This window comes from Rhodococcus sp. (in: high G+C Gram-positive bacteria), assembly GCF_049591685.1.
Taxonomy (GTDB): domain Bacteria; phylum Actinomycetota; class Actinomycetes; order Mycobacteriales; family Mycobacteriaceae; genus Rhodococcoides.
The window spans coordinates 1-11,307 of the sequence record NZ_JBAWFH010000099.1 but is presented as its reverse complement, the minus strand read 5'-3'; the positions used below and the strand labels follow the sequence as shown (position 1 = coordinate 11,307).

Genomic DNA, 11,307 nt, shown 5'->3' with positions numbered 1-11,307 from the left:
GTCCAAGGCTCCGAATCTGCCGTGGCCGATGGGGGTCGTCGACTACGCCGGTTATCTCGTTCCCCCGCTCAAGGGCACGCAGTACAACAAGATCATGTTGGCCGACTGCAGCGCCGAATGGATCCGGGCAGAGGGCGTCGGCAACGAGCGCGTTGTGCTGTACCTGCACGGCGGCGCGTTCGTCTGTTGCGGACTCAACAGCCACCGTCGGCTGACCTCGCGAGTGTCGCAGGCCGTGGACGCACCGGTTCTGTCGGTCGACTACCGGATGATGCCGCGCAACCCCATTTCGCATGCCGTCGAAGACGGAGTCGAGGGATACCGCTTCCTGTTGGACTCCGGCTACCGACCCGATCAAATCTTCATCGCCGGTGACTCCGCGGGCGGTTACCTCGCATTCATGGTTGCGCTGATGCTTCGCGATCTCGATATCCCAACGCCCGCAGGCATTTTCACCATGTCACCGCTCACCGACATGGACCCCACCGGCAAACTCGAGCACGCCAACGCCTCGAAGTGCGCCGTATTTCCCGCACGTGCCGTGCCCGCCCTCACCGTCCTCGCCGATCGGGTCGAGGCGCGAATAGTCGTCGAAGGCGAGCGCGGGCCACGAGTCTCACCGGTCGACGCCGATCTGGCGGGCCTGCCGCCGGTGCTCATCCAGGCCGGATCCACCGAAATGGTGCTGGCCGACGCAGAACTCATGGCCGAACGCCTCGACGAAGCGGGCGTCGACTGCGAACTGCAGGTGTGGGAAGACCAGGTGCACGTATTTCAAGCCGCGGACTTCGTGCCCGAAGCCGGGCGCGCACTGTATGAGATCGGTGCATTCGTGCGCGCCCATTCCGCAATACCTGCCGCCCTCGGCACCGCCTGAGTTACTTTGTGTGCATGGCAGTCACAGCAAACAAAGAGGTCGACATCAACGCCGAACCGGCCGCCGTGATGGAGGTCCTCGCCGATGTCGAAGGGCTGCCGTCGTGGTCGCCCGTGCACAAGAAGATCGAGGTCGTCGACCGGTTCGACGACGGCAAGCCGCACCACGTGAAGATGTCGGTGTCCATCCTCGGCATCAACGACGAGCAGACCGTCGAATACACCTGGACGGACACCAAGGTCATCTGGGACCTAGTCCAGGGCTCGCAGCAGAAATCGCAGCACGGCGAATACACCCTCACCCCCACCGACAGGGGCACGCACGTCGAGTTCTCCCTCACCGTGGACCCCAAAATTCCCATCCCCGGGTTCCTCGTAAAGAAGGGCACCAAGACGATTCTCGAAGCCGCAACCGAAGGCCTACGTCAACAGGTCGTCGGCTAGCTGCCTCGCCGCGAGGACTGCCTCGTACAGCTCGCGCTTGCTGACGCCGTCCACGGCGAGCTGTGCGCAGGCGTCCTTGAGCCGCATGCCCGACGCGACCAACTTTTCGACGTCGTCGATCAGATCTTCGGGTTCCGACGCCACCGCGACGGCTCCGGCGAGGACGACAGTGATCTCGCCGCGCACGCCGTCGGCGGCCCACGCGGCGAGTTCGCCGAGGGTGCCGCGCTTGACCTCCTCGTAGGTCTTGGTGAGCTCCCTGCACACCGCGGCGCGTCGGTCTGGGCCGAGAACGGCGACGGCGTCGGCGAGGCTTGCGGCGAGGCGGTGCGGTGCTTCGAAGAACACACATGCGCGCGGTTCTGTCTTCAGTGAACGGTAGAACGTGGTGCGCTGCCCCTGCTTGCGCGGTGGGAAGCCGTCGAAGCAGAACCGCTCGACCGGTAGCCCGGACAACGCCAAGGCCGTCGTCACCGCGGACGGACCGGGCATACACGTCACCGGCAGGTCGTGCTCGACGCATGCGGCGACCAACCGGTAGCCGGGGTCGCTCACCGATGGCATCCCGGCGTCGGTGACCAGGAGTACCGACTTGCCCTCGCGGACGGCGTCGACCAGGCCGGGCAGGCGCGCGGTCTCGACCTGATCGTAGAAACTGACCACCTTCCCGGTGATCGTCACCCCGAGTCCCGACGCCAACTGCTTGGTGCGTCGGGTGTCTTCGGCTGCGACGACGTCGGCCGTGGCCAATGCGTCGCGTAGTCGCTGGGACGCATCACCCACATCGCCCATGGGTGTGGCGGCAAGGATCAGCATGCTCCCATGATCGCGCACGGGGAGTGGCCGCATACGATCGGTACGTGGCCTTGTTGACCGAGCGGTTCGTCGTCAGTCCGGGGCCGACCTCTCCCGCGCCGGACTACTACCGTGATGCCGATCGTCGACGGGGTTGGATCGTCACACTCGTCGTCACTCTGATTGCGGCGATCACGCGTTTCGCGATGCTTCGTTACCCCACCGATGCCGGCACGCCCGTTTTCGACGAGAAGCATTACGCACCGCAGGGGTGGCAGGTGCTCACCGGCGGCGGCGTCGAGGACAACCCGGGTTACGGATTGGTGGTGCATCCGCCCGTCGGCAAGCAGCTTATCGCGGTCGGCGAGGCGCTCTTCGGTTACAACGGGTGGGGTTGGCGGTTCTCGGCAGCGGTTGTGGGAACGTTGTTGGTACTCATCGTGGTTCGCATCGTGCGCCAGATGGCCCGCTCCACGCTGGTGGGCGCGATTGCTGGTCTCCTGCTGATCGTCGACGGGGTCACGTTCGTCTCGTCCCGGGTCGGGATGCTCGACATCTTTCTGGCGTTTTTCGTCACCGCTGCGCTCGGGTGCCTCGTGGTCGACCGCGACGACGTTCGTCGCCGGATGGAAAAGGTGCGGCGCGAAGGCCGCATGGCGGCAAGCAGTTTCGGCCCGCGGATGGGGATCCGGTGGTGGCGGTTCGGCGCAGGCGTGATGCTCGGCCTGGCGTGCGGAACCAAGTGGTCCGGGCTGTACTTCGTCGCGTTTTTCGGGCTGTTGACCGTCGCGTTCGACGTCGCGGCTCGGCGGGCCAACGGCGTCCGGCGTCCCTGGCTCGGCACCGCGGTGCGCGACGTCGGTCCGGCGTTGTACGCAATGGTTGTCGTCCCATTGATCGTGTACCTGTGCACGTATGCCGGGTGGTTCGCCAGCGAGAACGGCATCAACCGTCACGCCGTCGGCAATCAGGTCGGCACCGACGGGACGTTCTCGTTCGTTCCGGATGCGCTGCGGTCGCTGTGGTTCTACAGCGGAAACGTGCTGACGTTCCACGACGGCCTGACGAATTCCGCCGGTAACCGTCATCCGTGGGAGTCGAAGCCGTGGTCGTGGCCGATGGGTCTTCGGCCGATGCTGTACTACTTCGCCGAGGGCGACAACGTGCAGGGCTGCAGCGCGCCGTCGTGCGTGAAGGCGATCATGTTGATCGGGACGCCTGCGCTGTGGTGGCTGGCGGTGCCCATGCTGCTGTGGTGCCTGTGGATGATGCTGGTGCGTCGCGATTGGCGGTTCGCGGTGGTACTGACGGGGTACGGCGCGGCGTTTCTCCCGTGGTTCGCCACTCTCGACCGGCAGATGTACTACTTCTACGCGGTTGCTCTCGCGCCGTTCATGGTGATGGGTTTCGCGCTGATATTGGGCCAGATCATCGGCCGCGCCCGCGCGTCGGCCGAGCGTAGAGGCACCGGGTTGTTGCTGGTGTGCCTCTACGTCGGCCTGGTGACAGCGAACTTCATTTGGCTGTGGCCGATTCTGACGGCCATGCCCATCACGCCCGATCTGTGGCAGCAGCAGCTGTGGCTACCCAGCTGGCGCTGACGAGAAGGGTCAGACGCGCGACTTCGCGAAGCTGGTTTTTCCGCCGAACACTCCGTCGAGGCTGAAGCGGCCTGCACCGACAGCGGCGAGCAGCAGTGCGCCGACGCCGAGTGCAACGACGAGTTCGTAGCCGCCTTCGGCGACGAAGACGCCGAGGTCGTAGTGAACGAAGAGGAATGCGCCGAGCATGTTGAGGAACAGCAGGATTCCGACGATGGGCGTGAAGATGCCCAGCACGAGGGCGATTCCACCGATCAGCTCGACGAAGGTGGCGAAGTAGGCCGACACGGCGGGCAGCGGCACACCCATGCCCTCGAACCCGGCCTTGGTGCCGTCGAGGCCGTTGGTGTCGATCTTCTGCCAGCCGTGGGCAATGAAGACGATGCCGAGGCCGAGGCGGGCGAGCAGCGTTGCGATGTCGCGGAAGATGGGCGAGTTCATGTCAGATCCTTCTGGCACGGCAATGGGACGCGCCAACCCTGACACAGGTTTGTTGAAGTTACAACTTAAGCGTCGAGGGCCGAGTCCAGAACCCCACGAATTTTGTCGTCGGACAGACCCAGTGCGCGCAGTTCCGCGACGAAGGCCATCGCCGCTCGGGCAGCGTTGTCCTCGGTGGGGTCACCGCTCGATCGGATGAACGTGCCGAGCCGGCCACGGGCCTCGATGACGCCCTGCGCTTCCAACTCCTTGTACGCCCGCGCGACGGTGTGCGGCGCGATGCCCAGTTGCTCCGCCAAACCGCGCACCGTCGGAATCTTCGTCTCGGCGATCAACTCCCCGCTGCGCACCTGCGCGAGGATGCTTGCTCGCACCTGCTCGAACAGGGACGTCGCGGACGCCGGGTCGATCCGAATCTCCATGCGAGAAACTTACGACCTCGAAACTCAGACGGCGGCGACCGCATCCTCGATCGCCGTGTCGCCCGACGTCAGCATCAAAGTCTTGCCCGCAGCCGACGGCGTGTTCAGCAGGGTCGCGATCACGGCAGCGACATCGCCGCGGGGAACGGTTCCACGGGCGAGCGGCGGGGCCGACAGCGACACGTGGCCGGTGGGGTCGTCGTCCGTCAAGCCACCGGGACGAAGGATCGTCCACTCCAACTCGGTGCGCGCCTTCAAGTCGTCTTCGGCGGCCGTCTTGGCCTCGATGTACGCCTTCCACGTGTCCTCTGCGTCATCGGCGACGGGTTCGCCGGCTCCGAACGAACTGATCTGGACGAATCGCTTGACCCCTGCCTTCTCGGCCGCATCGGCCAACAGAACTGCCGCACCGCGGTCGACGGTATCCTTGCGTCCAACTCCCCCCGACGCCCCGGCACCGGCCGCGAACACAGCGGCATCGGCGTCGTGCAGCAGGGCCGCCACATCGTCGACGGAAGCCGTCTCCATGTCGATCAGCTCGGGCAGCGCCCCCAGTGCAGTAACGGCGTTGACGTGGTCGGGATTGCGGATGAGGGCAACGGCACGATCTCCCTGCGCAGTGAGCACCTCGATCAGACGCTGCGCGATCTTTCCGTGTCCTCCGGCTATCACTACTCGTCTATCGGTCATCGTCTCGGCCTACCCCTGCGGCACCGTCGACAAACATGCCATATGCGCTGCGCGCCCGTGCGCCATATGCGCTGCGCGCCCGTGCGCCAAAAGTGTTGTTGACGCAGCACTTTTCAGACACGGGGAAGGGGGTCCCGCGCGACCGGACACGACATGCACCTCGGGCCACCGCGGCCCGAACCCAGTTCGGAGCCGCTGATGCGCAGCACCTCCACTCCTGACGCCTCGAGCCGGGCATTGGTTTCGACGTTGCGTTCGTACGCGACGACGACTCCCGGGGCCAGCGCGAGAGTGTTGTTGCCGTCGTCCCATTGCTCGCGTTCGGCGGTGACGTGGTCGAGCCCGGTGTCGATGACGCGGAGTTTGCCGATGCCCATGGCTTCGGCGGCGGCGCCCAAGAACGGGTCGGCGCCGCGGATGGTGACGGTGCCGTTCTCCTGACGAATAGTGAACGCGGACAGCGAGTCTTGAATTGCCGGGTACATCACAACGGCGTCGACGTCGACCATCGTGCACACGGTGTCGAGGTGCATCGACGCACGTTCCTGCGCGATGGGAACCACCAGAACGGTGTGCGCGAGACCGTCCTCGAACAGGCTGCGCGCCAACGCTTCTGCGCCGGCTGGGGTTGTACGTTCCCCCACTCCGACCGCTACGACGCCCGGCCCCAACAGCAACACGTCGCCGCCCTCGACAGGCGCGGTGCGTGATTCGTACGCGCGTCGCACTCCGAAGAAGCGGGGATGAAATGCGTAGATCAGGTCGGTGAGCGTCGTTTCCCGTAGACGGGCGGGAAGTGCGAGTGACGTGATGGCCACGCGGTTGCCGATCCAGAACGACGAGTCGCGCGTGAACAGCAGGTTGGGCAGCGGATCGATGACGAAGTCGGCGCCGTGGTGCATCCGCCGCACCAGCGACGCGCCGCTGAGCTCTGGCTCATCGGTCTCGGCGGCCAGCAATTCGTCGAACGTCATTCCCGCCATGAGGATGGCCGCCAACTCGTCCGCGGGCACACCGCGCAGATGACCGGCGAGATCCCCGGCCAGTGCACGGCCGAGCCGTCGTTCGTTCACCGCGGCGGAGATTCCCTGCATGCGGGCTGCGCCGCTCACGGTCATCGCCTCGGTAAGCAGGTCCGACAGCAACAGCACTTCGACGCCGCGGCCGCGGAGGAGTTCGGCGAAGGCATCATGTTCTTCCTGGGCACGATCGACCCAGGGCACCGCGTCGAAGAGCAGTTGGTCGTTGTTGCGGGGTGTCAGGCGCCGCAGTTCGTCACCCGGCCGGTGAAGCATCACGGTTCGGAGGGTTCCGACTTCGGTGTCCGCGCCGAGTTGTGCAGTCATCGGTCGAGGTTAGCGCCGACCGGTCCGTGCGCGCACTCGAGCGGCGCCGTGTTCAACGCCCTTCTTGCCGCGTGTTGCGGCGCCGGCCGCATAGAGTTCGGGGCATGTCCACGCCCGACGGGAAGGTCCGCGAACTCACTCCGGGGCAGCTGTCGGACCGCAGTGGAGTCGCGATTTCGGCGTTGCACTTCTACGAGAAGGAAGGCTTGATCGCCAGCAGGCGGACCTCGGGCAATCAGCGCCGCTATCACCGCGACACACTGCGTCGAGTGGCGTTCATTCGCATTTCGCAGAAGGTCGGTATCCCGCTCGCGCGGATTCGCGACGCCCTCGCCGAACTCCCCGAGGAGCGCACGCCGACCAAACGCGACTGGGCCAAGCTGTCTCAGCACTGGCATGCGGACCTCGACCGTCGCATCGAGCAGTTGATCCGTCTGCGTGACGATCTGACCGGATGCATCGGGTGCGGGTGCCTGTCGATGTCGAGTTGCGCGTTGGCGAACCCCGGCGACCAACTGTCCCAGGAGGGCCCGGGTGCACGCCGACTCGACGTCGACTTCGAAAGACGTGACTAGCGCAGGAGTTTGCTGAACTGGTCGTTGGCTTTCTGTAGTACGAACTCGTACGGCGGAGCGAACTTGCGCGCCCACCAGTAACCGAAACGAATGTCGTTCGACGAATAGACGAGGTAGCGATTTTTCAGGATGCCCGCGACGATGGCGTCGGCGACCTTCTCGGGTTCGACCGCCCGATTTTCGAATCGGTGCTGCAGCTTCTGCACCCGCGGATCGTCGCGGTCCACTCCGGCGATCTCGACGGTGTTCACCAACCCGGTCTTGACGCCGCCGGGCACGACGAGGCTGACGCCGATGCCGTGCCGCTTCAGGTCGTACCGCAGCACTTCGGAGGCACCGCGCAAGCCGTACTTGCTGGCGCTGTACGCGGCGTGCCACGGGAGCGGAATAAGACCGGCGGCGGACGAGACGTTGACGAGGTGACCACCGGTACCGGCGGCCACCATCGGCGGGAGGAAATTTTCGATGACGTGGATGGGGCCCATCAGATTGACGTCGATCATGGACTTCCAATGCCGGTGCTGAAGATTCTCGACGGTTCCCCACGCGGCCACGCCCGCAATGTTCATCACGATGTCGAGGCTGCCGACGTCGGTGTGCACCGACTCGGCAAACGCGGTGACGGCGTCGTAGTCCGATACGTCGAAGGCGCTGGACCGTGCGACGGCGGAGCCTGCCGCCGATACCGTCTCACCGAGGCCTGCTTCGTTGATGTCGGTGAGGTACAGCTCGGCTCCCGCGCGCGCTGCGGTGAGTGCGGTGGCCCGCCCGATACCGCTGCCGGCTCCGGTGATGAAAATCTTCTTGCCGCGCAGATCCTTGATGGCCATCTTCGGCTTCGGTCCCCCCAGTCGATTCTTCCGGTCCGTCTCGATCGCACCTTACGCGCCGTTCGAGTTGTCCCTGGTGACGTTCGGACGGACAATCATCCGATGGCCATCGTCTCCAGAGGTTTCACCGGCAAGCGTCGCGGCAACGAGGCCCGAACACCCCCGGGGCAGTATCTGACGACCGACTTTCCTGTCCTCGCCGTCGGACCCACCCCCAGAGTCACCACCGAGCGGTGGGAGTTCGGCATCACGACCGAGATGGGCGAGAAGCATCGGTGGAGTTGGAACGCGATGCTCGCGCTGCCGGCCGAGAAGCCAACCGTCGACATCCACTGTGTCACCAAGTGGTCGAAGCTCGACACTCGTTGGCGGGGGGTTTCCCTCGACACTCTGCTCGGCGGTATCGACACTCGGGCAACGCATGTGATGGCACACGGCTACGACGGATACACCACCAATCTGCCGATTGACGAGATCCGGGGCGGAAAAGCTTGGCTCGCATATGAATTCGAGGGCAAGCCCTTGCACACTGAACGCGGCGGTCCCGCGCGGCTCTTGGTCCCCCACCTGTACTTCTGGAAATCTGCGAAGTGGGTCAGCGAACTACAGCTGCTGGTCCGCGACGAGCCCGGCTTCTGGGAACGCAACGGGTACCACGACTACGGCGACCCATGGCAGGAACAGCGGTACCAGGGTGATTGAGCGAGAAGCCGAGTCGCGTTCGTGAAGTGGCACGCAGCGACGCTGACGGACAGGCGTATCGAGACCGCCACAGCGATGACGCTGACGTTCGAGGTCGACGGTTGGCCGGGGCACAAGCCCGGTCAGCACATCGACGTCCGACTCACGGCCGAGGACGGGTACAGCGCGCAACGCAGTTACTCGATGGCTACCCCGCAGAACGGCAACACCGTGGTGCTGACGGTGCAGACCGTGGACGACGGTGAGGTCTCGCCGTATCTGACGAGCGTGTTGGAGGTGGGTGAGCAGATCGAGTTGCGCGGCCCGATCGGTGGGTGGTTCGTGTGGAACGCCGCCGAGCCCGCTCCGGTGCTGTTGATCGCCGGTGGGTCGGGCATCGTGCCGCTCATGGCAATGGTCCGGGCGCGGGTCGACGCCGAACGAAAGACGCCGTTCCGGCTGATTTACTCGGTGCGCACGCCCGCCGAGGTGATGTACGCGTCCGAGTTGAGGAAACTGCCGGGCGGAATCGATGTCAGCTACCGCTACACCCGCGAGTCACCCGAGGGCTACCGCAGACGGGTCGGCAGGTTGGCACCGGAAGACCTGGTGGCCGGCGGGTGGCCGCCGGACTTCGCTCCGAGTTGCTTCGTTTGCGGTCCGACCGGATTCGTCGAAGCGGCGGCGGACATGCTGGTGTCGGCGGGCCATCTGCCGCCCCGAATCAAAACGGAGCGGTTCGGCCCGTCGGGCTCCTGACCGCAACCTTCCTCGGCTACAGCCGCCGCGACATTTCGTCGCGGTACTCACCGACGATTCGCTCGATGCGCGTGGCGTCTTCCTCGGCACCGCGACGGCGAGCGTCGTCGGCCCGACTCTGCAGCGTGCGAATCGCCTTGCGGAGTTCGGTGTCGGACATTCGATGGTGCGTAATTGTGTGGCTCATGTCACACAGTGTCCGCGCGACACCGACACTCCGCAAGGGGATGTCAGACGTGTACGGATTCTCCGGCCATCTCCGCGGACGGAACGAAACTCGACAGGCTGCGCGCCGCGAATTCACGGAAGTAACCCAGCTTGTTCGGCGGCACCAGCGACGGCAGAACGGTGTGCCACACCTTCTCCATGCGCGACGGCGCGGTCTCCAGCGTGGACTGCGCCTCCGACACCATCAAGACCCCGGCGAGCATCTCGCAGACGAGAAGGGACGCGTTGGCGGAGTCGAGGTGGTCGGCGACGTCGCCGTGCTCGATAGCGCGGTCGAAGAGGTGCTCGAAGATGTTGCCCCAGGTGCCGAACACGCTGCCCCGGGCCGTTTCGGATCCGTCGATCTCCATCTGCAGCCGGTACATCACGCGCACGAGCGGATCTGACGCAGCGAGTTCGAGAACGGAATACGAGATGCCGATCACCGATTCCAGCGCGGGCGACCGGCTGTCGACGAGGCCTGCACATGCCGTCGACACCCGCTCATGACCTTCGTCGACGATGGCGCGAGCGAGTTCTTCTTTGGACGCGAAGTGGAAGTAGAGCGCGCCTTTGGTGACTCCGGATTGAGCCGAAACTTGACTCAAGGTGGCATTCGCGTGCCCGACCTCGAGAAACAGATCTGCAGCCGCGCGTAGCGCAGCTGCACGTGTAGCTTCCGCTCTCAATTGCCTAACCATGATCGCTCACCCCTGCTCAGTTGACCGCGATGACCCCGACGACGTCATGCTCGGAACCCGTACCCACTGGCCGAATCCGCGGCATCGGATCCGCTGCCCCGAATCCTTGGACCTGCCGGTAGGCCCGATGTGCCCGGCCAATAGTAACCCGACACGCACTCTCATTGTGATCTACCGGTGACGAATGAGTTGCAACAATGAGCAATCAAATAACGATAGAAATATAAAGTTCCACTTCGCCGGAATCTGTAACGACTTCGATGTCTTCTTTATAAGCCCGAAATAGTTCACCGTTCGCGGTCGCATCCTCTACCTGCACCCACACGTCCTCGATCGGGTCGCTGAGAACGCCGTCGGGAACGAACAGGGCGTACACACCGCTCGGCACCGAGACGAACACGTCGCCCACCGGCACTTCGCCGGGCGAGAGATACGACGTGGCCACCACCGCGTTGTAGTCACCGTGCTCGTCGGGCACAAACACCGTGCTGATCTCGACCGACCGGGCGAAACGATCGCGGAGCCGTTCGCGCAGGAACCGGAACAGCTCACTGGTGCTCGCTTCGGCTCCCGGCGTGATGCGGGGCGCGACGAGTCCTCCGAACAGTTCGGCGCTGCGCGCTGTCACCCGGTAGCTCATCCGGAGAGACCTGCCTGTTCGACGGAGAGGTACAGGTCGATCTTGTACGCGTGCGGATAACACTCGTAGTCAGCCGTGAACGTTCGTGTGATCTCGTGCTGTTCCTCGGCGTGGTCGATCTGCTGCCAGAGCCGCATCATCACGTCCGGGAAGTACCCCACAGCCGAGAATTTTGCGTAGCGAGCCCGCGGCGCCTTGGCTACGAGGTGCCCTCTGGTGACCTCACTGAGCGACGAACAGCGATATCCGACGATCTGAGTGTTGTACGAGCCGATGCCGGGCGCGAAGTCGGTGTAGAT

Annotated in this window: 16 protein-coding genes; 6 read left to right on the top strand and 10 right to left on the bottom strand. The window is 64.8% G+C overall.

Features of this window, described 5'->3' with window-relative positions; genetic code table 11:
• Together WBQ44_RS04565 and WBQ44_RS04560 are read left to right on the top strand one after the other, a co-directional pair.
• Window positions 1-877 (top strand): alpha/beta hydrolase (locus WBQ44_RS04565; protein ID WP_495565548.1); only part of this gene is annotated, 877 nt, incomplete at its 5' end.
• 14 nt (window positions 878-891) lie between these two features.
• Window positions 892-1,320 carry an SRPBCC family protein gene (locus WBQ44_RS04560; RefSeq protein ID WP_495565547.1) on the top strand — a complete coding sequence of 143 codons (429 nt, stop codon included), beginning with the start codon at window positions 892-894 and terminating at the stop codon, window positions 1,318-1,320.
• On the opposite strand, the gene rsmI is transcribed toward WBQ44_RS04560, so the two are convergent.
• Window positions 1,297-2,136, bottom strand: a complete 840-nt coding sequence (gene rsmI / locus WBQ44_RS04555; RefSeq protein ID WP_495565546.1) for a 16S rRNA (cytidine(1402)-2'-O)-methyltransferase — start codon at window positions 2,134-2,136, stop codon at window positions 1,297-1,299. The genes WBQ44_RS04560 and rsmI overlap by 24 nt on opposite strands.
• A gap of 44 nt (window positions 2,137-2,180) precedes the next feature.
• Here rsmI and WBQ44_RS04550 point away from each other — a divergent pair, with 44 nt between their 5' ends.
• Window positions 2,181-3,716, top strand: coding sequence for a dolichyl-phosphate-mannose--protein mannosyltransferase (locus WBQ44_RS04550; protein ID WP_495565545.1), 1,536 nt, complete (start codon window positions 2,181-2,183; stop codon window positions 3,714-3,716).
• A 9-nt stretch (window positions 3,717-3,725) separates the two neighbouring features.
• On the opposite strand, the gene WBQ44_RS04545 is transcribed toward WBQ44_RS04550, so the two are convergent.
• The 4 genes from WBQ44_RS04545 to WBQ44_RS04530 form a co-directional block, all read right to left on the bottom strand.
• On the bottom strand, window positions 3,726-4,157 hold the full coding sequence (locus WBQ44_RS04545) for a DoxX family protein (protein ID WP_495565544.1): 432 nt from the start codon (window positions 4,155-4,157) through the stop codon (window positions 3,726-3,728).
• Between the two features lie 65 nt (window positions 4,158-4,222).
• Window positions 4,223-4,579 carry a GntR family transcriptional regulator gene (locus WBQ44_RS04540; RefSeq protein WP_495565543.1) on the bottom strand — a complete coding sequence of 119 codons (357 nt, stop codon included), beginning with the start codon at window positions 4,577-4,579 and terminating at the stop codon, window positions 4,223-4,225.
• 24 nt (window positions 4,580-4,603) lie between these two features.
• Window positions 4,604-5,269 carry an NAD(P)H-binding protein gene (locus tag WBQ44_RS04535; RefSeq protein WP_495565542.1) on the bottom strand — a complete coding sequence of 222 codons (666 nt, stop codon included), beginning with the start codon at window positions 5,267-5,269 and terminating at the stop codon, window positions 4,604-4,606.
• Window positions 5,270-5,382: 113 nt separating this feature from the next.
• On the bottom strand, window positions 5,383-6,615 hold the full coding sequence (locus WBQ44_RS04530) for an arginine deiminase (protein ID WP_495565541.1): 1,233 nt from the start codon (window positions 6,613-6,615) through the stop codon (window positions 5,383-5,385).
• Between the two features lie 104 nt (window positions 6,616-6,719).
• On the opposite strand from WBQ44_RS04530, the gene soxR reads away from it, so the two are divergent.
• Complete coding sequence (gene soxR / locus WBQ44_RS04525) at window positions 6,720-7,190, top strand: redox-sensitive transcriptional activator SoxR (protein WP_495565540.1); 471 nt, start codon at window positions 6,720-6,722, stop codon at window positions 7,188-7,190.
• Here soxR and WBQ44_RS04520 read toward each other — a convergent pair.
• The gene (locus tag WBQ44_RS04520) at window positions 7,187-8,020 is read right to left on the bottom strand and encodes an SDR family oxidoreductase (RefSeq protein WP_495565539.1); all 834 of its coding nucleotides are present in this window, start codon (window positions 8,018-8,020) and stop codon (window positions 7,187-7,189) included. The two genes, soxR and WBQ44_RS04520, sit on opposite strands and share 4 nt — an antisense overlap.
• Window positions 8,021-8,122: 102 nt before the next feature.
• On the opposite strand from WBQ44_RS04520, the gene WBQ44_RS04515 reads away from it, so the two are divergent.
• The gene (locus WBQ44_RS04515; RefSeq protein WP_495565538.1) at window positions 8,123-8,722 is read left to right on the top strand and encodes a sulfite oxidase-like oxidoreductase; all 600 of its coding nucleotides are present in this window, start codon (window positions 8,123-8,125) and stop codon (window positions 8,720-8,722) included.
• 21 nt (window positions 8,723-8,743) lie between these two features.
• Window positions 8,744-9,460 carry a ferredoxin reductase gene (locus tag WBQ44_RS04510; protein ID WP_495565537.1) on the top strand — a complete coding sequence of 239 codons (717 nt, stop codon included), beginning with the start codon at window positions 8,744-8,746 and terminating at the stop codon, window positions 9,458-9,460.
• A gap of 16 nt (window positions 9,461-9,476) precedes the next feature.
• Here the strand turns inward: WBQ44_RS04510 and WBQ44_RS04505 are convergent, their stop codons facing one another.
• The 4 genes from WBQ44_RS04505 to WBQ44_RS04490 form a co-directional block, all read right to left on the bottom strand.
• Window positions 9,477-9,647 (bottom strand): hypothetical protein, encoded by a 171-nt coding sequence (locus tag WBQ44_RS04505; protein WP_495565536.1) that lies wholly within the window; start codon window positions 9,645-9,647, stop codon window positions 9,477-9,479.
• A gap of 43 nt (window positions 9,648-9,690) precedes the next feature.
• Window positions 9,691-10,356 (bottom strand): ScbR family autoregulator-binding transcription factor, encoded by a 666-nt coding sequence (locus tag WBQ44_RS04500; RefSeq protein WP_495565535.1) that lies wholly within the window; start codon window positions 10,354-10,356, stop codon window positions 9,691-9,693.
• Window positions 10,357-10,573: 217 nt separating this feature from the next.
• Entirely contained in the window at window positions 10,574-11,008 is a 435-nt protein-coding gene (locus WBQ44_RS04495) for an effector binding domain-containing protein (protein ID WP_495565534.1), read from the bottom strand.
• Window positions 11,005-11,307, bottom strand: a 303-nt coding sequence (locus tag WBQ44_RS04490) for an effector binding domain-containing protein (protein ID WP_495565533.1), incomplete at its 5' end; no start/stop codon positions are given. The genes WBQ44_RS04490 and WBQ44_RS04495, both read right to left, overlap by 4 nt.